Genomic DNA, 24,435 nt, shown 5'->3' with positions numbered 1-24,435 from the left:
ATGCTCTGAACAACTGACTTCACCCCGAGGTGTCCCATGTACGACACGGCTCTGATGCTGGCCCGGATACAGTTTGGATTTACTGTCTCCTTCCACATCATTTTCCCCGTCATCACCATCGGCCTGGCAAGCTACCTGGCCGTTCTGGAGGGTTGCTGGCTACGCAGCCAAAACCCGGTGTTCAAGCAGCTGTACCAGTTCTGGAGTCGCATTTTTGCACTCAACTTCGGCATGGGTGTCGTCTCCGGCGTTGTCATGGCCTATGAGTTCGGTACCAACTGGCCCGAGTTCTCACGCTTTGCAGGCAGTATCACCGGCCCCTTGCTGACCTATGAAGTCTTGACCGCTTTCTTCCTCGAAGCCGGCTTTCTCGGTGTCATGCTGTTTGGCTGGAACCGGGTGGGAGACCGGCTGCACTTTTTTGCCACGGTCATGGTGGCGCTCGGAACACTGGTTTCAGCGACCTGGATTCTGGCATCCAACAGCTGGATGCAAACACCCGCCGGCTACGAAGTCGTGGATAACCAGGTCATCCCGACCGACTGGATGGCGATTATTTTCAACCCCTCCTTTCCCTACCGGCTGGTCCATATGGTACTGGCGGCCTTTCTCAGTACCGCACTTATGGTCGCGGCCAGCGCCGCCTGGCATCTGCTCAAGGGGAACGACACACCGTCTATTCGCAAGATGCTGACCATGGCAATCGGCATGCTGGCGGTCACCGCCCCCCTGCAGATGCTGGCGGGGGACTTTCACGGCCTGAACACACTGGAACATCAACCGGCAAAGGTTGCCGCCATGGAGGGACACTGGCGCAACGATGAGCCGGGCGCAGGCGTGCCCCTGCTGCTGTTCGGCTGGCCGGACAACGATGCTGAAACCACCCACTTTGCCGTTGGCATTCCCCGTTTGGGCAGTCTGATTCTGACCCACAGCTGGGACGGCACCTTCCCCGGCCTGTCGGAATTCCCAGCCGACGAACGTCCCAATGCCGCTGCCGTTTTCTGGTCATTCAGGGTGATGGTCGGCCTGGGCCTGCTGATGTTCCTGCTGGGAGCCTGGGGCATCTGGGCCTGGTGCAGAGGTCGGCTGTTTCACAATCGTACTCTGCTCCGCTTTGCGCTGCTGATGGGCCCGTCCGGACTGATCGCACTGCTGGCCGGCTGGTTCACCACCGAGCTGGGCCGCCAGCCCTGGGTGATCTACGGCCTGATGAAAACTGCCGATGCCGGCAGTAATCACAGCACCTCGACCATGGTGTTCTCATTGGTGCTACTGGTGATCGTATACGGCCTGATCTTCGGTACCGGCATCCGCTATCTGCTGCGCCTGATCAGCAGAGGACCCGATCAGGAGATTGATACAACGCTTTCCACTATCCGTCCGACATCTCCGTCGGATATTCGTCCGGGAGACTGACATGGGTATCGATACCGCATTGATCTGGGCCGTCATCATCCTGTTTGGCGTGCTGCTGTACGTGATTGCCGATGGCTTTGATCTGGGCGTCGGGCTGCTGTTTCCGCTGGTGCCCGGCAAGGAAGACCGCGACCAGATGATGGCCAGCATTGCCCCCATATGGGATGGCAACGAAACCTGGCTGATCCTTGGCGGCGCCGGGCTGATGGCCGCCTTCCCGCTGGCCTATGCCGTCATTCTGAGCGCACTGTATATTCCGGTACTGATGATGCTGATCGGCCTGATTCTGCGTGGCGTGGCGTTCGAAGCCCGCGCCAAGGCCAGTACACGCAGCCGACACCTGTGGGACAAGGCCTTTTTCGCCGGCTCTCTGCTCGCCACCTTCTTTCAAGGTGTCATACTGGGCGCCTACATCTCCGGACTGCCCGTGGAGAACAACGCCTACAGTGGCCATGCCCTGAGCTGGGTCAGCCCCTTTGCTCTGTTCTGCGGCGTATCGCTGATTGCCGCCTATGCCCTGCTGGGGGGAACCTGGCTAATCATGAAAACCGAGGGCAAGCTCCAACAGCAGATGCGCTGCCTGAGCAAGCCTCTGGTCTGGCTGTTGATGGGGTTCATCGTGCTGGTATCCATCTGGACGCCCTTGGCCCATGAGGCCATTGCCGTACGCTGGTTCAGCCTGCCCAACCTGTACTGGCTGGCTCCTTTACCGGTTTTAACCGCGCTGGCTTGCCTGTGGCTGTTAAGAATCGTTGATCGAGGGGAAACCGGACCCTTCGTAATGAGCTTGATCGTCATGGCACTGGGGTTTCTGGGGCTCGGCATAAGCCTCTGGCCCAATGTCATTCCGCCCTCAATCAGCATTTGGGAGGCTTCGGCTCCAGCCGCCAGCCAGGGCTTCGCACTGGTCGGAGCGTTGCTGATCATTCCGGTGATCCTGACCTACTCGGCCTGGTCCTACTATGTTTTCCGAGGCAAGGTGCGCGCAGAAGACAGCTACCATTAGGGCTGGAAGACGGCAGTTGGCCTGCACCGCCTATTCCCGCAGGCGGCGACAGGCCTGCTCTTCGGTCAATCCCTGGTATTGCATCAAAACGCCCTTGGCACGCTCGATCAGCTTGCGCTCGGTCAACGCCGAGCGTGTCTCCTCCAGCTGGTCGCTCATCTGCTGCAGATGTTCGGCCTGCTCCTGCAGCAGGTTATAGAGGGCGCGCACTGAACCACTGGGCGACAGCGAGGCCGACTGTTCATCCTCTGGGCTCTAGAGTAGCAGTGACAAGGGGAAACCGGCAGAATCCGCATCAGCTTTCGACTGCAACTGGCACTGTAGTCCCAACTAATTGCTATTCAAAGAGCTTCATTCAGAAGCTTTGCCCTTGGTTCTCGCACGCAGAAACGGCACGATGGCCACTTATTAAAATTGGTCTTCCTCACAAGCTAGGAAAAATGTGATCAAGTCCGCCACATGAGACAATGCTGACCACACATGATCGAGGACGCATAGGATGGATCAGCAACTTACATTCGCCAACAGCGAGTTCAGCAACAAGCGCCTTCAGACCCGCAAGGACAAGCTTCTGGACCAGATGGACAAGCTGATCCCCTGGGCACGTCTCGAAGCTGTTATCGAACCTCATTACCCCAAGCCCGGCAATGGCCGCCGGCCGCACTCCTTGTCCACCATGCTGCGGATTAAACGCAACAGGATCACGCGGGTGAATAGATAGCTCGCACACCCCGCACCGAACAGCTATGCTGTCGGAGCAGTTAACGCTGCCAGCTTGGTGCGGTTACGCCGGAATTCGAACCCGGGTCGGTTGCTGTACCAGGCTGCCGTCATAAGTCCAATTCCCTCCGTCATAAGTCCAATTCCCTAATAGCCTTCTCAAAGGTTTCAGGATCGTTGTCATCCGGCAGATCAGCTTCACAGGACGGGCACAGGTATTTGTGGCCAGTAATGATGTTGTGTACCCATTGACGAGGCTTGTCCTCAGACACCGCGCCACAGTCCTGGTAAGGCGAACCATCGTCCAACAGCTCAAGCTCAGGCCGGGCCTTCAGGTAACAGACTGCCGGGGGCAGCTCACAACCTCCTTGTTATCGTTTGCTATGGCATAGCCAACATGGCAAACATATCAGAGTGGTCTTGAAACGGGGTAGGGTTTTGCAAGTGGCAACCAGAACGGCTATAAAGCCCAGAAACAAAAAATCGCCAAGAGGCGATTCATGTAACTGCTTGATTTTAATGGTCGGGACGGCAGGATTTGAACCTGTTTCAAGAAATTTCCACCGCCCTGCCCAAACTGACCCTACCCAACTCAACCCCAGCACTGGCGCGGCCTCGGGCGACATCCTAAAAAGCAGCATAGCCAGGTTGGATTAGGTTGAGTTGGGACAAATGGGACAATCCATGGGACAAATGACGAAACCGACATACTTTCCACATACAGATTTCTTCATGTTGATCATGACTCGACAAGGCTCCACGCTCCTCCCGAAACCTGCAATGGTGTAGAGGAGCGCACTGAGAATCTACATCAGACTCAGTAGTCAGTTCTCGAGGGGAAGCCTCGCAATTTTTTGCAGCAATGACATCTTGCTGTTCTCCCCCACACGCAGAACGTTGAAGGTCATCGAATTGAAAAAGGTGTGGGTGATCGGTTGATCAATGGCACGGAGCAATTGTCCACTGCGATCAAACACCAACACGTTGTAGATCAGATTCTGTCGATCGATCTTCGCTTTCGCTCCTTGAGCACCGGCAACAAAGTAGAGCAAGTCGGGTCCAGTTTCCTGAATGTAAGCCCGTGTAGCCTTCTTCCCTGTAGGCGACAGATAGTAAGGCAATATCACGCTGGCAGGGTCTTTATGAGAGCGCGTGACTTTACCAGCAGGATTGAGCAGCTCCTGGTCCGGGTCAATAAAGTCGATGCTGGGGTTGCCAATGATGGCCGGCATACGACTGGAATAGGTGGTCAGTAGATGCCCATTATCCCGGTCGTAGATGAAAAAGCCGCCATCGAACAGCGCACCACGACGCTGCTCCAGGAAAGGATGTAACAGAAGCAGTTCTTCATTATTACGATAACGCTGAATGCCAAGAATGCGTATGAACCCGTCCCGTATCTCAACCTCTACCACGCTGGACAGGCAATCCTTGTCGTTGCGCAATCTGCGCAGGCTCACCAGCGTCAGACGCTGATCCGCCAAGTCTACAGGGCCGACTTCCCTGGCTATATACAGGCAATGCTTGAGGTACAACTCGGTAGCCGTACGTTTCAGCTTTGTTGCAGCACCTTTGTCATCCCCAGCTGCAAACTCTGGACTGAGATTCAGCCCCTGGATGACTTTGTGCTGATCACTCCTCAGCTGGTCAACTTTCAAGGCCGTGTAGTAATCCAACTGCTGGTTGCCATCTATGCCTGCCCGCCGGGTTGCCTGATAAGCATCCCAAAAACTGCCAAGCGCGTTATCGTTCAACCGAATACTGGAGCCATCATCTGATACTTCATTGAGTACCAGGTAAGCGATATCCGGCTGCAACCTGTCAAGTGTGGGCAGATCTGCGGCTGAAACTTCGCCCATAACCTGAAAGTAGTCCTTGAATGATCGTTTCAGTCCTGACAGATTCCTGCGTGCTTTGAATTCACTGGACGTATTATCAATCAGTGTTACCGGGAGATTGGCAACAGCTTCCGGCTCAAACGAGATCAGATCAAGGGACCCGAAGTTGGCCTGGAACCGAACCGGCGTGTATTCAATCGACTGCCAATTCAACAGGGACTCCAACCGATCCAACACAAGATTTTGTGAATAACTGAGCGTATAGCGACGATTATCACCCACATCGAAGAAGTGGCGCTTGCTCGCCCAGGTACGCGCATCCAGTGCCTCACTCATGACATAGCGCGTATCGCCCTTACGCAACACCAGTAACTCATCATCCAGCTGCGCACTGGTGATAGTCTGATATTGATGGCATTTGAGAGCGCTGCGCTTCAGGTTGACGCGGACCCTAACCCGATCTGAGCTGTGCGGGACTGGAAAACAGTCCAGTTCAAGCTGATAGGCGGTCACGAAGTCAATTTGGTACTTTTTGGAGTGCTGCAGCAGTCCACCAATAAAGTAGTCCGAATTCAGGCTTTCCTGGGCAATATCGAATGTTTCTCCGGCCTCTCGCAACAATTCAAGCTTCAACCTCAGATTCATAAGCCCCGCGAACACTCTCAGGCTACCTTGCGCAGAAGACAGCGCCTCATCGATCAGTAGCGGCTGACGATCTTCAGGGCGATCCGACAGATAGAAGAAGTAAACAATCGACTGCTTGCGGTTCTCCCGGTTGATCGTTCGATCAAACACGTAACGAACCAGCTCATTCTCAGCCAACTTCAATCGATGCCGGATATGGGCCTTGATCTCCCGATGAATGCGCTTGAAATGGTCGGCTATACTTTCCTTGTACTCGCGCTCTATCAGCTTTTTCCCGATGGCGATTATCTGATCGGTCCCCGTCCCTGAAGAGCCAATTTCCAACAATGAATGGATCACATCCGTTGAAGGACTATTCAGCTCCAGAATATTGGTTCTCGCCACCGGGGTGTTATCAAGGGAGGTAAAGTGACTCATGCCGTTATCCATGGTCATACGGGGCTCCAAACAGTTTCAGCAGTGTTGAATTCACTCGAATTTCGTGCTTTTCCTTGGATATATGTTCGACTCGATTGGCCAGCTTGCGCGGCACGCCTCTGTATCCGCTCTCGCGAACAAAAAGGTTCAGGTAATGAATCCCGTTGTGAGGATGAGCATCCTGCGCATGGTACAAAGGGTTGTCTTCATAACGGGTATTGATATACAGGCTGTAGATCTCTGGAAAACGCCCTTGCGCCAAGGCTTTGATGGTATTGCGCTTGCTGACAGCAGCCTCCAGAGTCGATCGGGACTGATCATGCTTATTGTCCAGGGATGACGACCAGTTTTTAGCATCCAGGCAGAACAGCCGCCCCTCAGGATCGGTCACGTACAGATCGAACAATTCATAGCATCGCAAGCCGATGCTTGACTGGGCTTGATCGGGTGTCATCACCTGTATGTAATCAAGCATATCAACAAACGATTTGAGCAGGTATTCGCCCAGATTCCCCTTGAGATGAGGTATAAATCCGGGGTGAGGAATACGTTGCTGAAAGGCGGCCTCCTCCACCTGCTGGATCTTTTTGAACAACGCCTGCGCCATCGGACCCAGCGGAGTGTCATCACTGAAGGTACGGCCGGCACCCGCTCGACGCACCGGATCATACAAGGATCTGCCCTCTTCCAGATCAGTCAAGATATCATCCGGATTTTCAGGCTCACACAGTTTGATCGAAGCCAGCTCCTTATCCAGTGGAATATACAACTGGTCAATCAGGGCCTGGTAATAGGGATTTTCTGCAGCAAGGGCACAGGCCTTCAGGCGCTGCAGGTACGCAGCAGGGTTTATGTAGCTGTCAATCGACCTAAAGGCTTCATTGAATTCGATTGCCTCAGTTGACCCCTGGCGAGCCTCTTCCAAAATAGTTGTGAGCACGCCGCCATCACGGCCAAGAAACTGTTGTAGCCGTTTATTCTGAATTCGCATGCGCTCGCAAAAAGCACGCCGATCCACTTCCTGTTGAAAACTGCACTGCAGCTTGGCATCGAGACACAGACGGGCAAACTGGTCATTGAGCAAGGATAGGCTACCAAAAACGGTACGGTTATCCGGCTGTCTGCGAGCGATAGCCAGGCTCAGCATCGCGATATCAAACGCTTCCGATGAGATAAAGACCTCAGTATCAATCAAGGAATCCTTGCGCTCCACACGGCCAATCGCCTGCATGAACACCTTGAGCTGTTCCATCCGGTGTTCATGACTGAGAAACTCATAATCCGGCCCGGTAGTAAGATTAGCATCGAAATCACGCAGGAGTGTCAGGTCGGTTTGCGCGGCTCGGTGCTTCATCAAGCGGTTGATGTTAGCCAGCGTATTGAGCCGGTTGCCGTAGCCCTCATCCCCGCTGCCAATCACGCGGGAGTAATAGGGTTGATTGACCAGCACCAGCCGCTCGAAATCAACGTCCATTGATGCAACCCGGCCAATACTGTCCAAGAACTGTTGGCACACAAAGTAATTCAGTCCCGTCCCGGCCGACCGGTAAGACGCCACGAACATCAGCTTGGTGTTGGGATCATCAACACGAGTGTATTCTCTGGGGTCTGCCTGTTTGCTGGTATCCGATGAAAACAGAACCACGCGAAGCGTTATGCCGTTATCGAAGGGTTGGATCTCGAAAGCAAAGTTCTGCTCATCAACGAGCTTAAGATCCTTGGGTTGGAGAACAGTGCCCGAGCGGATTGATCTGATATAGCTTTTTAATGCACTCAGCAACCGATGGCTTAACGAGAGTGACAGTGTGTGTTTTCCATCGAACGCAGCACGCAGGAGCGCATCAATCCCGCGTCGAAACTCAAGCTCCGGGTACGGGGTCAGAAACGCGTTATACAGCTGCTGTTTTAAGGCCTCATAGTAGCGAGTGAAAACCCGACGGTACGCGTCGTCCGGTTGCTGACCAGTGACCGGCAATACCGGGTTTTGTACATCGAAGACCTGAAAGGAGACATTGCGCATCTGCTCACGGTCCTGTCGAAGTACCTCAACCTTCTGCAGGAGGTCGGGTGATGGATAGCGAATGGCAATCGCCAGATTGTCAGGTTCACCTTCACAGTACTCCGTCAGAAAAGCCCGGTTAAACTGCCCGGTTATGTTACCTTTGAATCCGGTTGTCGCACTAAGGCAGATCGCCGTATTGCAGGTATTGTGCAGCATTCGCAGCAACTTCACTTCTGGCTGCTCCAGCATGATTTCAACAGGGAAGCTGACAAACACCTTGTGTTCAATCGATGAATCTACGTAATCGAGGCTTTCCACCGGTATGATCGAAAAGATTGTCTTGGGCCTGAAATAGACGAAGAAAAAGTCAAGCAGCGACTGTTCACCGGAATGAATAAACAGGTTCTCTATTGCAGGCTTGTGCTGATTCGCACGCCGGATAAACTGCACCAGCGGCTGGTTGTGACTATCCCCGCTTTGCCCCAGAAGCTTAACGAGATTTCCGGACGGCTTGACGTGAATGGCTGCGTACAGGCTGGCAAGCAATACCTGGTAGACCTCATACAGGCTGATCGTAAGGTCATCAGCATCTGTGGTGTGGTACAGCTCCACCCCCGCCCCCTCCTGCTTTGAACGCAAGCGAACATTCTTGAGGTCAGCTTCATGGAAGTAACGCTTGGCATTAAAGCTGAAGACACTTCGCACCAACCCGATGATCTGCTCCGAATGCTGGCCAGAGATGTAGGCATAATCCACATTGTCGGAAAACAGGTCCAGCACCCGCTTGAGGACATCAAGACCAGCCACCTCACACCGGTTGATCAGTGCTGTTTCAATATTATTGATGAACTCAGCCTTCTCATTAAAGAGCGGAACCTCAGCGTCCTCTTGGGATTTGAACTGAACCTGCTTGTATAGCCGGCGAACAGACGATAGAACGTGTGGCAAAGTCACACTTTTGTCGACTAACCGGGTGCTGGCAGACTCCAGCAGCACCTCGTAAGCTTCGTGTTCTTCATCGATCACGACCGTAAATGGAATTTTTTGGGTATGAAAAGCGTTCTGTTCATCTCCCTTGAAGACATCTGAACGCAAGTAATGCATCTTGCCAACCAAATCCTCATCGGCATACGCATCGGCATTATTGCTCTTTAATTTTTGCTTGCCGCCAATAATGCAATCGAAGGGTCGATAAAGCAGCGTCCAGGCTTTGGCATCAGGCTCATCACCTGTGGCTTTCAAGTAGGGCAGTAACGCGGTTTGGTCGAATTTTTTGGTTGTAGCCACTAACAGGGTGGGCTTCACCATTGCCACCGCAAATGGCACCAGGCGTCTGATGATGTCCCCCCTTAACCGCAGCTCTTCTTGCTCGCCGCTTGAGAATAGATCTACCAGATCTACGGCCTTGCCTCGATGGCACAGAGCTGTCTTGGCAGCGTCTTGCAGGGCTCGCTCCAACCGATAACGACTGTCACTGATCTGATCTCTGATACCATCCAAGAAGGCAGTCAATTCGCCCTCCTTCATCGCCCTATCGAGCTTGCGCTGCAGGCGACGGATCATATCGATTTCGTCGGAGACTTGCGCAATAACGTTATAGAAGGCCGAGTCCCTGTTTTTGATTGCCTTCGCCCGCTTGAACCAGTCCTTGTAATGTTCAAAGTTAGTTTTTCTGCCACCATCCCCGTCTGCCAACCAGTCTCTGAAGTCGAGATCGGTGGTGTCGTCGCGACTCAGGAATGCAACGATCTCAACCTGTTCTTTTCGGGCCTTATCAACCAGTTCCGGATCAAAGTCGATCTGGGCCTTTTGAGGGGTAATGAAAAACAGGTTGCGGTGGTGACTGCCGGCTGACTGTGCAATTTCCTGCAGAAATTGATCGATTACGCCATAACTCTTACCCAGGCCGGTGCCATAGTTACACAAAATCAGTGAAGGCTGCGGATGCTGACGGGCATCAAAAAGCGACGAAATGCTGGCCCGAGAATGGTTTACTCGGCCTTTGAGAGCCTGATCAGGCTGTTGCGCCGCTACGAAATCCATCATAGATTCTGAAGGAACGGGATCCGATTGAGACACCCATTCATACTCTTCAAGATGGTTGAGTTGGATCAGGTTGGAGTCGAAGAGCAGTTTCAATGCGTGCCTGACCGTTGTATTCAATTCACCTGCAATTTTTTGGCCCCACTCCTCGATGGATTGCGAGCGGGTTTCCGGTACTCGAAGCAACTCTCTGATCTGACCTTGAGCACTATCGAAATAGTCCTTCTCAAAGCCATTGAGATCCGGGTACTGCACCGTGACGCGAAAGTTCTGTAGCGAGTAGTCATCAGGCTTTGCATGGAACTCACCAACTTTCCTGGCATTCCGAGTTTTGGCTACCAGAAACCCGCAACGTGCTAATTGATACAAAACCGCTTTGGTATCAATGCCTTGTTGATTCAATTCGTAGTGAACGGCCTTGATCGCAGGCGATGCTTGAGTATGGACATCAATCCGGGAAAAATCCTTTTCATATCGCTGCGCTATGTCTAGCAACTTTTCTTGCAGCTCCACTGTCCACTTGGGCATAACGATCATCCTGCATTTAATGGTTAGGTGTAGTGCTGGGATATCATAGGCTTACGCTCATGACACCCGATCGACTGGCTACAGCCATTGAATGGACAACATCTTTTCACACCTCAGCGACAGATCTTGTCGCCATAGCTGCATCCAGGTGCCCCCTTCCAATAGGACAGGGCTATTTTTTAGGATTAGGATGCAGTTGCTTGGCCTTGCGAATACCAATTTTCTGTGGCCGTCCACCCTGCTGGGGATCCTGATCCAGGCCGAGTGGTTTCAGCCAGTCACTTTTTCCCATCGCCAAGATCATCAATCGAGCAGTAGATTTATAGTCTTTCTGAGTTGACTCTGCATATTCCGCAATACGTTCAGAAACAAACCAATCAAAATGTTTTTTCTTGAGTCGCTCAGACATTACCACGTCAGAAAAGCGCTTCTCAATCATTCCAGCAACACGATTAATCTTGGTTTTTACTTTGATTTTATAGTCTTCTTTCACATCTCGAAAAACAAGATTTTTCATGATTTTCATTGTATTCATATATACTATCCTACATACGATCGTGCAACACTCATTCGATTATGCCCTGCTACACGTGCAACCTCAGTCCACCCGAGCTTTAGCAGCTCCTCATTTAAAAGCGTTGACTGATCAACAACAGGAGCTGGCAAACCCGTCACCTTTTCAAAATACTCAATCATAAAGTAGACTCGTATCTCTCTAATATTGACAATCTCATATTTTTTTAGAATCACTCTAAGCTGCTTTACTTCAGAGTATAAAAAATCTTTGATACTCTCATCATTTTTATTAGCTGACAGAAGGTTTTTTGATCCTTCAGGTCGAACCAGCCTGGCATATTCCAATGCCTTAACTCCATCTGGAGTGACTGGTATATTACGGCTGTCGCATTTTCGCCCCCCTTTGGTGCCTTCTAAAATGGTTAAAAAACCAGTTTTTTTATACTCTATCCAGCACCGATTCAAATCCATCAAAATAGCTTCTCTTAGCCGCAAGCCAAAATTACGAACCAATCGGACAATTGCAGATCCTCGTTTATAACCTGACTCATCCAGGATAGAGGTCGCTTCATTTATTGACTGATCATTCATAGATGGAACTTTTTTTCTGATATAAGTTCGAGCATCTAAATAATCTGACGCCTTAATGTATAGGTCATCATTTCGTCTGAAAATCCTCATGATTATGTTGACCGATGAAATCATGTTGTTTGCATATGACAGGCACATATTCCCGCTCTGGAAATCTAACTGTATTCTCTGAGCAAAGGCTTCTGTATGTTCGATTGTAACGTTACGAGTATCATCTACATTATAATGAGACAAGTGTTCAATAAATATTTTGAATCGGCCTTCATGCGTTTTCCTTGTACCGTAGCATCCGAACCCGTACTCACTTATCAGAGCCTGTTTTACCGCATGGCTCAGAGTTCGACCGTAGCCAAAATTTGGCTTTTGGTGCCGCTTGCGTTTTTTATACATAGTTCTACACCTCCTCAAAATCATAGTGGGGCATCAATCTGGAGCTGCCATACTCCGTTGCTATAAACAACGATGTGGTCGCAGAACTCCAGATCGATGCTTGTGGTTTGTGCGCCCAGTACCTGCCTAAACCCGGGGACGGCTCCGTACCTCACGCACAGTTTCCGTCCCCGACAATCGGCAGTAAGTGTTGGGCCCACGATGGGCCAGCGGAAACTGGTCGAACCACTCGACCAAGATTTGTGCCCTCATATAAATGTGCACCATGTTGAATCTCCCCATGCACATGCGGGGTGAGGGTCGACTCCGGTCGTATGAGTAGCCAGCAGAGTCGAGGATGAGTGGAGTTCCACTCCACATTTGGACCTAATGTCTTGCACATTCCTGTCTGGTAACAGGTCAAAACCAGGGTTTTGGTACAGGGTTTTGGTCAGGTACAGAATTGCTGAAACACGCATGGATACTGGCTTGCAGCCACATCACAGCAATCCCATCTCTATTAATAAAGCCGCGCCAAAAAAAATAAAACGCTGCGGCCTAGAAGTGGGAGGTGATGTCTGGCAGGGATAGCCTGCATTGCGAATTTTTCCCTGTCGCAACTGCAACAGGACGGTACTGCATTGGTTTTGGGGATTTGCGGGCGGTCGCCCAGAGGTTTTCGGCCCGGTGTCAGAGAGATACTGCAGTGCAGCTATCGACTGACTGGGCAAGATGGATTTGGTTCTAGTAGTGCAGGCGGATTTATGCCTGGACACACCAAAACCACATGGATTTCAGGTGAAAATTTGAATTACTGTTTTTTACGTGGCCAGCTACCCCGCCGCTACGGTGCATACCGCAGCGAATTACACGGCAAAATTATCAAAGCTGCTCAGCTGTTGCAAGCGATATATCTAACCCAAAAGCACAATAACTGGGCAGAAAAGACTCAAAGACTTTTATACACACATAACACTCATTGCGCCATTGTATCTTCAACTATATCGGTTGTTCTGGGAGTCTATGGAGTTCCAATGTGACGTGCGGGGACCAAAACAAACATCCTCCTGACAAATTTTTATGCAGGTATTTGCACTGATTCGGTGATCACTGAGCAATATTAATGAGGCTCTAGCGTTAATCATATCATTTGAATTCAACTTAAATCAGATGTACGAATTCATCATCGCAATGATACTTAACCCACTAAAAAATCCTTGACTACTTGTGAATCATCCATGATATTTAATATAAATATTTACCACCTACGCTTTAATCGCTCTATTAAATCTTCCCACCTCCATAAAGAAGGTAGCCGGGATAATGCTTAGGTATTGTTGGTAAGGAGGTTAGTACACCATCATTAGTGGGTGAGCAATTGGGATCTATCTTTTCAATCCACTCCCAAAACTTTAAAAACAGCATCCACCGGATCCGCATAAAAGCTTGTCTGGAATTTGGTAAATAGCTCTGCCGGGATCGATGGAATATCAGCTGCACTGGTCATTGGCAGTGCTACTCTCTTGCCACCGCCATCAAAAGCAACCTGCAGGCATTCAGCAATACTTTGCACCGGAGTAATACTGCCACCCAGGCTCATATCACCCAGCACAACCATTTGAGCCTGTGCAGGCTTACCCATTAAACCTGAAGCGAATGCCACCAAGCTGGATAATGCCAAAGAATTTAATGGGCCAGTATTTTGCAGCTCCACTACGTGCAAGTGGAAGTCATGCTCCATCACCTTGGCTGATCCCGAAATCCGAGATGCATTGGCCTTGAAATAATCAAAAGCAATTTTGACCTGCTCTTTCGCAGCAGTTGAATTCCAGAGACCAGAAGTGGCCAGTTTGCCGCTGCCCTTGGTTACCTGTAGCTCCAGGCGGTATAACCCCGGCACGCCTTTATTGCTCAAACCAATGGTATGAATAAATCCTGGTTTGCCCGGGCCCTCGGGAATCAGTGCCCCACCACCCTGCTCTTTCACTGTAACGAAATGCTCTTCCAGGCTTTCGTTGTCGATATAGCTGAAGTGCACGTCGTAGAACTCCATGCCACCGATCTTCTTCAACTGCTCTTTAACGCGACGGCGAACCTGAAGCGCGTATTCAAGGCAGGGGCGTACCTCTTCCTTGGTCAATTCATGGCTGGACCCAGCATGGGGGTATAACAATTTCAACATGCCAGATACGGTTTTCCTCACGGCAATGACATCACGCTGGTTCAGGTTACTGCCCAGCTTGAAGAAGCGATCAATGGCATCGGAGAAGCTGCGCTTGCGCATCTCGCGGAAGTATTCGGCCAAATAGTCGACGATGAGGCCGTAGCGATCGGTGAAGAACTCTGGTCGCATTTTGGGAATCTCCCAGCCTGGAATGTAGGCATGGAAACGGTCGAAGAACGCCGAGTCGATCATGTCCTCGGGGAACGGAGCCAGCAGGTGGCTGGTTTTAACCAAGGATTCAACGGACTGATTGATGTTGCCGACGAACACCATGGAAGCTGACGCTTCGATCTGTTCACGGCCGCGGGCAAAGGAGCCTGAGGCCATGTAGTCCTTCATGATCTGCACGCCGTCCTTGTCTTTGAACCTGATGCCAGCAACCTCATCGAAGGCAACCAAGTCCCAAAGGCCCACAAGGCCGATCCGTCGGCTGCTCATGTTGTAGAACAGGTTGGCAACCGTGGTCTGGCCACCGGATACCAGTATGCTGTTGGGCGAGCACTCCTTGTAAATATGGCTTTTGCCGGTGCCGCGAGGGCCGAGTTCACAGACGTTGTAATTGTTCTCAACAAACGGAATCATCCGAGCCAGAAGGTGCCACTGAACCTCCTGGTCCAGTGTTGCCGGTTCCATCCCGGTGGAACGTATCAGGGTTTCACGCCATTGGTCAGCCGTGAAGTGCGAACGGCCCGCGAAGAGCTCGGCCATATTCATATTGGGCATCTGGATCGGCTTCAGCACCGTAACGCCAAAGGGCGAACCTTTCTGCCCTTCTTCGTAGTAATAGCTGAGCGTGGCGATGACCCAAATACCACCGACCAGCAGCTTCTCGAACTCTTTGACAATCCCGGCACTGATCTCGGCATTCTTGATGCCCAGGTTGCTGAAGCTGGCTTCGTAGCAGTCCTTGCGCTCATTCAAGATGACCTGTACCCGGTCAATGATTTTGAAGCTGCCACGCTCTCTGATAAGGGACTTCACCTTCTCAGCTTCATCAGGCCGCACATAATTCTCAGCGAGCACTGTTTTGACGTTCTGCAGCCCTTTCTGAATCACGTCTGGATCATCAGAGGCACAGTACATGCCCAGCAGATATTCCAGCACATATACCGGAACGTTGGCGCCTTCTTTGATGAGTTTGGTCAGATCCTTTCGGACCACCCTGCCGGCAAAATGCTCGTTCAGGAGCTGGTCCAGGTCTGCGTCAGTCGTCATATCCATGTGCATGTCTCAATCAAAAGAAGTCGTCAGTAAAAGCCAGGTCGATGACCACACGGTATCGCTCAACTTCGGTGTTCAGGTCTTTGTTCTTCAGAACCAGATGGTAATCGCAGTTGCGGTCAAAGTCTGTTCCGGACAGGGAAAGCCGTACTGACTTCACGCGCTCGCTCACTGACTCCGACGTGCTATCAAATGTCACCACCTCTTCGCTGGACACCTTCTGTTCGCCCTCATAGATGGCGACAGCCAAGGTTACAGGCGTCACAAAGTCGCTCACAGCTTCCGTCTGCATGAGGTCAAAGCGCTGAATGTTGTTCACCATCTTGAGGTTGGTCTTTGCGGAAATGACCTCAACGGGCCGGCGATCACGTCGCGCGGCTTTCTCTCCACGTAACTGGTGAACGGTCAGTACAGGCACCACGATCTCTTGTGGCATAGCACCGCCATGCACAAAACGCGCACCGCCGACAAAGTGAAAACGGTTCGCGCCTTTCGGGATCCAGAACTGCGTATCACAGCTCGTACCGGCCGTGTCCCTGGTATTGCCCCTCCAGGCACCGTTTGTGTCCGGCAGGGATTGAGCAATCACGTAGCGCTTCTTGGACTTGGTCAAATTGTCGGGCTTGTCGACCAGTGAGGTACGATCTACCGCATCCAGTTTGCTGCGCTGATACAGGAAACCGTGATCCGCCGTGATCAGCACCGTACTGGTGTTGAAGTGCATCATGATCTTTCGGCTCAGCTCGGTCAGCTCCTCGATGGCATCTTCAACGGCATCGAATGTTTCAGACTCGGTAGAGGCGCTGTCACCGCGTGCATCCACCACGTTGTGGTACACATAGACCAGTTGCTGATCCTTGAGGATTTCACGGCCCTGGTCACGGGACCAGCCCTTCACATCATCAGCCGTTACTGCCATTCCATTGTGAGCCGTCAGTATTTTATTACGTGCTGCCGTGTTGGCGGTGGACTGACCATCCACCAAAACATCACCACTGGTCCCATCTCGGTATTCCAGCGTTTGATGAGGCAGCAATGAAGCCATGCCCAGTGAGGTGTAACTGGGTAGCACGCCTAACTGGCTGTGCAGTTTGGCTTCACTGTAGCGTTTGACGTTGATGCGCTCACGGAGCTCCACGGCCGCTTCGTAGCGGAAGGCATCCGAAATAATCACCACCAGGCGTTTGCTGCTGTTACGTCCCTCGAATTGGAGGTGTACCCAGCGCCGGTAAAAGTCATGCTGGTTTGAAATCCCTGGCACTCGCCAATGCGTTAATGCCTGCTCGGATTCAAGCTTCTCGCTCCAGTTGGATGCCAGACGGTCCAGATACCAATTGGCATAACAGGACTCGACCGCTTCATCCAGTTGCTTCAGAAGCTCAACATGCGCCTTCCGACTGGCCGCACAGTAGTGGCGGTAATGCATGTCGAACAGATACAACTCGGACTCATACGCCTTATACAGCTGCTCAACGCTGGTGTAATGGAACCCATCAGCATGCTGTTGGCGCAATGCAAACAGATCAATCGCGGCAGAAATGGCGGTATAGACAGTACGGTAGCGTCGGCGGATATCATCGTCTTTGTGACGAGAGGCCCAGTAACCGTCGAGTCGATCTGAAATGAGCCTGGTAAACACAGCCAGCGCTGAGGGTTGTGCCTGAGGTATGGCACTGACGAGTTCAACCAGAATGCGGTTCTCTACCTCTTGGAAAGTAACCACCTGTGCCAGTAAGTCAATCGGCAGGTCACTGATACGTGACTTGATATTGAGGGCATTGGCCACCCAACCAGAGACCTTGTCATAGGCCTCGTAGTAGCGAGAGCTATCGCGCCAGCGTGACAGCATGGCACGTGAGGTCGCCCGGGCATTGGCTGTAGAGATGGCAATGCTGCGTGCCCAGTCCGGAATATCGCCAATGCTTTCACAGAAACCGGTGGTCAGCAGACGGATAAGGAACTGGCCAAAATGAAAGTCTGCTTCACCTTTCAGCTCCTCGGTTGAAGCCGGGTACCCCACCTCAGTCTGCAGTGCAGATACGAGTGCCGGTACCAGCTGGAATTTTTCCAGCTCTTTCAGCGAGGGCGGTGGTGTTTCCAGCCCAGCGTCTTCTTCAGCCAGCTCATCGGCCAATGTGAACAAAATTGTTGGCACGTCGGCACTGAAGGCGCCGATCACCACTGCGATCATGCCCAGGTCGAGCATCTCTTCATCGGCGTCTGGCTGGATATAGCGTTTCAGCGACTCGACACGGGCCTTGTTACTGAAAAACTTCTCGCGTAGAGACAGGTGCTGCCGCAGGCTCTGCTGTTGCAGCCCTAAGTCGTTGAAGATCATGGAGATTCGATCAGCATGGAAGGTGCGGGAATACAGCTTAATGTCCAGCAACCAGTCGTTTTCAGGTTCTGGCTCGGGACCGGGGAAGTACAGCAGGTAGCGGCCTTCAGCGTCCTCCAGCTCAAGCAAGAGCTTGGTTTCCAGCGTGGATCGGCCATCCATATTCAGCACAGTGACATCGGGCAGATCCAACTCGGACACTGACTCCTTAAAGCTCTGCTCAGGGTCGTACCAGAACACCAAACGGTGGTTCTCGTCGCAAAAAGCCTGCTCTAAACCATTTTGTAATTGGTTCAGATTCATTGCCCCCCCCCGTACACGACGTCCAATTTAGCGAGGACAGGAATCAAATCGGCAGTTGGAGGTAGTGTTCTCATGATGGCAAACTGCCTATCATCAGCCCGCTTTTGCCCCAAGAGTTGGTTTAAAATTGGATTAACAACCTGCTCATAAAACAGCTTCCCATGAATATGGAGAGTTAGTTTTTGCTCGACTGATTTTGGTTCTACGGCTCGAAGTCTGGTCTGATAACGACTCCAGATTTCGTCAGGGGTTAAGTAACTGTGCCAGTCGTTTAAAATACGCAGAATTTCCTCATCATTAGTTGCAACATCCACCGCTAGCAATGCCTCTTTGAAGCCTCGTGAGCGAAGTCCTTCCCACAATGGGTTCACAACCGACCAAAGCACACCATGCCTGACCCACTTATCCAGCTCCCTGAGGATTTTTTCCCGCAATTCCTGCTGACCGCCTGGTATCTTGGCCTGTTGCTTGGGAGGTAGGGCATCCCACAGCTCAGAAGGAACGATGAGATAGTTCTCGATACAATATCTAGGCAAGATGCAGAGGTTTAGTTGTTCAACCTCCAGCTGAGCAATTTTTTCACTATCCCATTCATCTCTGTCGACAACTCCGATCCAACTCGGCTCTCGTTGAATAATTTCGAGTACCGCAGCTTTCTTTCCAGCGTGAGCTAATACCCAATTGGTATTCCAGTCCGGTGCCAGCTTGGCCAGCATCAGTTCAAATGCCTGGACGTCATCAGCTCCTTCAACAACAAGTACTCGCCTGTTACTGTTCCCAACTTTCTGCTCTTTGATCTCGCGGATCTTTTTGTCGATTCCCTTCATGCTTAACTACGCCCGGTTTTGAGTTCAACACGGGTGCCAGAAGTTTCGTATCGGCGCCATATGCTTACAGAGTGTGAGGTTATAATAAGTTGGGCCTCAAGCTCTTGTGCAGTCCGTTCCAGCACATCAAGTAATGGATCAACCAACGATGGGTGCAGATACAAATCCGGCTCATCTATCAATACCACACCACCTGGCTGCAACCAGCGTAGCATCAGAAAAATCAGAATCAGGACTTGGTGTTCGCCAGCACTAAGCTCATCAATGCTGTGGTAGACGCCTCTTTCGCCCTTTATCTTCACCCTCAACCGGCCTTCGCCAGGTTTGATATCCGAGTCGATTTCTTTACCTACCAAAAACTGATTAAGGCCTCTAATCACTTCATGGAATTTATGCAGCTGAGTAGTTTTCAGGTTGATCAGTGAAGCTTCTAACTGTCCCTTCCAATCGTCCGTTACCAGATACTTGGTTAACCAACGCTGAGTTAGCACGTCCGGCAGCGGCTCGGCAATGTTGCGTTTTGGCGTGACCCAGCGCCGTTCTTCAGCATCCAGGTACATGATGTTCGGGGCCGCAAGCTTCTCTGACGAGAGAATCAGCTTTTTACGTTTCTGAGACCAGTCATCAACCCAAGTCTCTTTCGGTAGGTATAATGCTCGCTTTGGTTGACCAGGCTTTCCGGTTCGCTCAATAGCCTCACCAATCCAAAAAACTTCGGGAGTTTTGGCTTTAATCTCTTCGCACCAAGAGATGGAGCCAAACATAAGCCCCACTTGCACACTTGGCTGGGCGGTAACATCAGTCATCTCGTCTAGAAGAATCGCCATTCCACCCCAGCGTTGTAGCCATTGTTTGGCCTCGTGCTTCTGGGGTAACGCTTTTCGTTGATCCAACCAATAAGCCAAGGCGGTCCATAGCATTGCACATCCACGAATCACAGTGGATTTACCACAGCCATTCGGACCAGTGAGTAATACCTTACTCTCGACCTCTTCAGTCCAGTCGTTATCGAATGTGATTTCACCATCCGCCAAGGGGCCAACTTGATAAGTGTATATTGTTTTGATCTTCATGCTTTCTTCCCCGGATGGGTACCGGTTACTGCCTTCACTTCAGCTAGTAGATCACCAAACTTCCCATAATTCACCTTCACGCCATCATCCAGATCCAGTGCGATTCGCTGGTCTGCAAAGTGACGGAGTTTTTCATCAAACTCGGCCAGCTCGGCCTGCTGTTTGTGCAGGGTGTTGATTTCCTTTTCCAGTCGTTTGGTTTCTGCGGCGGAAGCGCTTGCCGCCTTGTCCTGCTCCAGTTTATCTGCATAGGCGGTAAGCTTCGCGGTAAGCGGAATCACGTATTCGGTACGCATACGTGCCAGTGTGCCTTCATTGTAGCGGTGTAGGTACACGAGGCACTCGAAGGCCTTCTGTTTCCCAGAGCTGAACAACCAGTAGATCGGACGCTTTTTGTAGGTGCGCATATGATCCTTGTAGAACTGGGTGCTCAGGTAGCGGCGAATCGTGTCGAGGGCGGATTCGCCCCGCTTGGGTTTGATGGCGTGCAGGCAAAGGCTTTCGGCCACGAAATCGAGGTTTTCCTGCAGGTGCTCATCACCCCAAACCACACAGACGAAATCACGGACGCGGTTAGTAGCATCGTCAGCGAACCATTCCTGATCAGTTAATGGAATAATATTGTCTTCATCTGGTAAGATTTCATTTGAAAAGCCGTTTTCGATTAGCTCGCTGAAATTATTATTTCCCGATCCTGCGTAAAATAATCCGCTACGGATAAGCGAGTACCTTCCAAGAATACATCCTATTATATAGCTTATAAGGTCACAAAATGTAGTTGATCTTAACTTTTTCAGAAGGTCATCGTTATATTCATCTTCGCTAAATCTATGTAATGGGTTAGAATATAGTGTAATGAGTTTTTCGTGCAAACACGGTATTTTTCTATCCTTTATTAGCAAAGACTCAAAGAGGATTTTTTGATTTTCTTCTTCTAAATCCATCAGATTGTTAACCCTGCTTCTACATTCTAAAATATATTTTTCGTATGCCTCTCTTATTTTGCAAATTCTAAACATAGTAAGAGGGTTTTTTTTGAAGTCACGTTCTGTTTCGCAAATTTCAGCGTCTTTTTTTGTTATTTCTATGGCGCTTTTAATTAAATTTAGAGCTGAAGAATTCTTATATTTTGTTGAGAATGGAAGTTTTTTGAAGTCACCAGCTTGAAAATGAAGAGTAGGATTAATGATTTCCGACCAGCCTTCAAATAACGGAGTGTTAAATGCGCCAAGTGCATACATCATATCTTCTTCATTTTCAAAGTAAGCACATGGTCCTGCAGCATCAGAAATAAAACCTTCAGGCAGATATCTTCCAGATACCCTCCATGTAACATCTGTCCACGTAATACAGGACTTAAAATAGTTATCTTCTCCTCTGTAACAAGAGTTAGATCTACTCTTTATCCGAGACCCACTATGCTCCCAGTCTATTAATGACCCACCATTACCATACCATTTTTTATATGGACCTCCTTTATTGTATGGGAACCACTTGACCCCAACTTTTTCTTGACTAACTTCAAACCATTCTCTAACAAAAGTATCATTATCACCAGTTTGAACTCCATTTGAAGTAATGCAAACCGAACCATTACTTTTATTATTCTTAAATGATATAAGCTCATCATTTGAAACCCAAAAACAAATAGGAGATCCAGGAATATCTAGGAATTTTATTTGATCTTTATAGTAAGTAATACTCTCATTTCTTGAATTAAAAACTTCATTTTTGTCAGACGAAGGACTAGCTGAATTCAGATCAATATAGCAAGATTTATAACCAATAATCTTATATTTACTAACTACAAAAGAACAAGCCTGTGCAATCTTTGAATTTAAAGTTGGAAAACTATTGTACCCAATATGGCATAGGGAAATGATTGAATATTTATCCAATATATATCTTCTCAATTTCTCAAAACTAGATAAGAACATCCATGACTGCATGTTTACCTGCGCATTTAATCCATTACTTTTCAAAAGTTGAAAAGCATGTTCTAAAAAAATCGAGAAAAGATCTGCCTTACTACTCGGATAGTTTTTAGAGGCCCACTTCTTCAGCTGTGAATTCATCCCTTTACTGCCCATATAAGGCGGGTTGGCAATTACCGCATCATAGCGCTGCGACAGTACCCACGCCTGCTGCACATAGGGGAGCAGCTGCAGCGCTGCTGGCTTCTGCATGGAATCCCCTTCATTTGCCAGCTGGGTGAGCTCATCCAGTAATTCCTTGAGCGGTTCGGCATCTTCCGCAGGCACTTCGATCAGAGAACCAAAGGTTTTGGCCTCAGTGAAACGTGCCAGCGTGCGTTCTAATAGCTGATAGCGGTTATCGGCTTTGATACTGCTCAGGTCCGCCTGTTCGCTTTCAAACAAACTCTGCGAGCTGCCCTGCTGCCACTCGCCCCCAAGGTTCAGGGAGCGCCAGAGCTGGTTCAAATTCAGGTGTCCGGTTTCCTGCAGGGACAGGACATTCAAGTTCACATCACCACTGGCCACTCGGCTGAACAGACGGCGGTCATCCTGACGGGCCAGCATCATCAGTGCGAACCCGGCCAACTGCCCAGCACGGTCATCGATATCAAGGCCAAACAGGTTGTGGTTCAGAATCAACCGTGGAATATCACGGGTCCGATAGCCACGTTCTTCGTAGATGGATTTGAGCAGCTTGTAGGCCTCCACCAGAATATGGCCGGAACCGCAGGCCGGATCCAAGACTTTGATGGATTCAGGGTCGATACTCTCTGGTGTAACGGCATCCAACTGAGCCTGTACCTCTACGGGCTGCTCACCCGGAGCTATGTAGTACGGCATCTGGTCTTTCAGCGGGCTGTCCGGGTAGGTCTGCAGCCATTGGCGCCCTACCGAGTTCTGCACTAGGTACTGTACGATCCAGTTGGGCGTGAACAGCTGGGTAGCGGCCGGGATATCTTCGCTTTTGACGACTTTGCCGATTACCTGGTCTTTCTTCTCACTGATGTAGAACTGATACAGCCAACCGATGATCTCCACATCCTGCCAGTCCTCTTCGGGGATGGCGCTGACCAGAGCACGAATCAATGAGTCGGTTTTGGTCAGGTTGTCCGGTAGCAGCAACTCGGTGGAATCATCCAGCTCCTCAAACAGGAACGGCATGGCTTCATGCAAGGCATGACACTGTGCCAGCAGCAACTCACGGTAAAGCGCTTCATCCTGGGTGCCATCCAGTTTCAGGTCCGCGACCTTGGCCTTGTCCAAGCCCGACAGCTCTATATCAAGACAATCATCCAAAATCTGAGGCGTACCCGCTTCGCCTGATGCAGTGCTGAGCACCCGGCGACCATGGTCCAGATAGCCATGAATCTCCATGTAGCGGATGGCACAGAGGCGGTTAAACCAGCTGTATGCAGCCTGCTCCATGGTTTGAGCAAAGCCGACTTGTTCGATGCGTTTGACCAAAGCATCGCGTGCACGGCTAATGGAATTCGTAAAGGTGCGGCTGCCGATCAATGCCAGGTCACCGCGGATTTCCATCGACTCACAACCTTTGGCCGTCACACCATAAAGCGCCGCCTGCTTGGTCATGGCGGCAATGAAGTCTTGGCGGGCCTTGGGGGCATATTTCTTAATGTTGGCTGTGTTCATAGCGCTTCCTGATCCATGTCGGGTAAATCGTCCCGGTCAACAATAAATAGATTCGATGTGTCAGTGTGCTGGATAACGTTGAGTGGTGTTGCCCCTGCCGTGAGGCGCAAAAAGCTGGCATCATCTTGCAGGTCTGTAAGGGGAGTCCCATCACGCAGATGCTCACGCCAGTGGCCATCGGTGCTGAACAACAGGCTGGCGCCTTTGGACCAAACGAATGACCGGCGCTCCGGGGTGGTAAAGCGACGCCCTTTGAACGCGCGTGTCAGGATGTGCTCAGCGCCTTGGATTTCAGTGGGGCATTCAGTTGAAGAATGGTGGTAATGGGCTTCCACGGTATGCGGGGTATTGAGCCAAACAGGCGTACCCGCGCCGCTAATACCTAACAGGCTGTCTCCCGCAAACAGCAGTATTCCTTCACATCGATCCAGATTCAGCGACGCTATCAGGTAGCTGGCACGATCATGCAAATGCCGGGATCTGAGTCTCGTATGAGCATGCTTGAGAGCGTCGATGATTGAGTCTGAAGTATTCAATCGATCATGTGCGTGAACAGCCGCCCAGACACATACCCGTGCCCAGCGTGAGGCAAGTTCAACGCTGGTGCTGGACTCAGCCGCATCGACGATCGCAATGACGGCTTTGTTATCCCAGGCACAAAGCGCTACGGCATCGGAGTTGTGTAATCGGGCGTTTCCTTTTCGACTCTGCCACTCCATTTGCATCAGA

13 protein-coding genes and 1 pseudogene are annotated in these 24,435 nt (G+C 50.7%); 3 read left to right on the top strand and 11 right to left on the bottom strand.

Annotated features, from left to right (window positions below; translation table 11 throughout):
* The first annotated feature begins 36 nt into the window (after positions 1-36).
* Together ABIE61_RS13660 and cydB are read left to right on the top strand one after the other, a co-directional pair.
* Positions 37-1,419 (top strand): cytochrome ubiquinol oxidase subunit I, encoded by a 1,383-nt coding sequence (locus ABIE61_RS13660; protein WP_354410386.1) that lies wholly within the window; start codon positions 37-39, stop codon positions 1,417-1,419.
* 1 nt (position 1,420) lies between these two features.
* The gene (cydB, locus tag ABIE61_RS13655; RefSeq protein ID WP_354410385.1) at positions 1,421-2,425 is read left to right on the top strand and encodes a cytochrome d ubiquinol oxidase subunit II; all 1,005 of its coding nucleotides are present in this window, start codon (positions 1,421-1,423) and stop codon (positions 2,423-2,425) included.
* Positions 2,426-2,455: 30 nt separating this feature from the next.
* Here cydB and ABIE61_RS13650 read toward each other — a convergent pair whose 3' ends face one another.
* Positions 2,456-2,635, bottom strand: coding sequence for an ANTAR domain-containing protein (locus ABIE61_RS13650; RefSeq protein WP_354410383.1), 180 nt, complete (start codon positions 2,633-2,635; stop codon positions 2,456-2,458).
* Between the two features lie 289 nt (positions 2,636-2,924).
* Here ABIE61_RS13650 and ABIE61_RS13645 point away from each other — a divergent pair.
* Positions 2,925-3,113: pseudogene (locus tag ABIE61_RS13645) on the top strand (transposase); the annotation flags it as partial.
* 856 nt (positions 3,114-3,969) lie between these two features.
* Here ABIE61_RS13645 and ABIE61_RS13640 read toward each other — a convergent pair.
* From ABIE61_RS13640 to ABIE61_RS13595, 10 genes are all read right to left on the bottom strand, one after another.
* Complete coding sequence (locus tag ABIE61_RS13640; RefSeq protein WP_354410380.1) at positions 3,970-6,063, bottom strand: hypothetical protein; 2,094 nt, start codon at positions 6,061-6,063, stop codon at positions 3,970-3,972.
* The gene (locus ABIE61_RS13635) at positions 6,050-10,618 is read right to left on the bottom strand and encodes a hypothetical protein (RefSeq protein WP_354410377.1); all 4,569 of its coding nucleotides are present in this window, start codon (positions 10,616-10,618) and stop codon (positions 6,050-6,052) included. The genes ABIE61_RS13640 and ABIE61_RS13635 overlap by 14 nt, the downstream gene beginning before the upstream one ends.
* Before the next feature lie 172 nt (positions 10,619-10,790).
* Complete coding sequence (locus tag ABIE61_RS13630) at positions 10,791-11,153, bottom strand: hypothetical protein (RefSeq protein WP_354410376.1); 363 nt, start codon at positions 11,151-11,153, stop codon at positions 10,791-10,793.
* A gap of 5 nt (positions 11,154-11,158) precedes the next feature.
* Positions 11,159-12,115, bottom strand: coding sequence for a site-specific integrase (locus ABIE61_RS13625; protein WP_354410374.1), 957 nt, complete (start codon positions 12,113-12,115; stop codon positions 11,159-11,161).
* 1,372 nt (positions 12,116-13,487) lie between these two features.
* Positions 13,488-15,539, bottom strand: a complete 2,052-nt coding sequence (gene brxL, locus ABIE61_RS13620; RefSeq protein ID WP_354410371.1) for a protease Lon-related BREX system protein BrxL — start codon at positions 15,537-15,539, stop codon at positions 13,488-13,490.
* Positions 15,540-15,552: 13 nt separating this feature from the next.
* Positions 15,553-18,180, bottom strand: coding sequence for a BREX-1 system phosphatase PglZ type A (pglZ, locus tag ABIE61_RS13615; protein ID WP_354410368.1), 2,628 nt, complete (start codon positions 18,178-18,180; stop codon positions 15,553-15,555).
* Positions 18,177-19,007 carry a hypothetical protein gene (locus ABIE61_RS13610; protein WP_354410366.1) on the bottom strand — a complete coding sequence of 277 codons (831 nt, stop codon included), beginning with the start codon at positions 19,005-19,007 and terminating at the stop codon, positions 18,177-18,179. The genes pglZ and ABIE61_RS13610 overlap by 4 nt, the downstream gene beginning before the upstream one ends.
* A gap of 2 nt (positions 19,008-19,009) precedes the next feature.
* The gene (locus ABIE61_RS13605; protein WP_354410364.1) at positions 19,010-20,080 is read right to left on the bottom strand and encodes an AAA family ATPase; all 1,071 of its coding nucleotides are present in this window, start codon (positions 20,078-20,080) and stop codon (positions 19,010-19,012) included.
* Positions 20,077-23,706 carry a BREX-1 system adenine-specific DNA-methyltransferase PglX gene (gene pglX, locus ABIE61_RS13600; RefSeq protein ID WP_354410361.1) on the bottom strand — a complete coding sequence of 1,210 codons (3,630 nt, stop codon included), beginning with the start codon at positions 23,704-23,706 and terminating at the stop codon, positions 20,077-20,079. The genes ABIE61_RS13605 and pglX overlap by 4 nt, the downstream gene beginning before the upstream one ends.
* Positions 23,703-24,431 (bottom strand): hypothetical protein, encoded by a 729-nt coding sequence (locus ABIE61_RS13595; RefSeq protein WP_354410359.1) that lies wholly within the window; start codon positions 24,429-24,431, stop codon positions 23,703-23,705. The genes pglX and ABIE61_RS13595 overlap by 4 nt, the downstream gene beginning before the upstream one ends.
* Positions 24,432-24,435 lie beyond the last annotated feature (4 nt).

The organism is Marinobacterium sp. MBR-111 (assembly GCF_040547585.1).
In the GTDB taxonomy this organism is placed as follows: Bacteria; Pseudomonadota; Gammaproteobacteria; order Pseudomonadales; family Balneatricaceae; genus Marinobacterium; species Marinobacterium iners.
The sequence above is the reverse complement of the archived record's forward strand: the minus strand, read 5'-3'. Positions and strand labels throughout refer to the sequence as shown.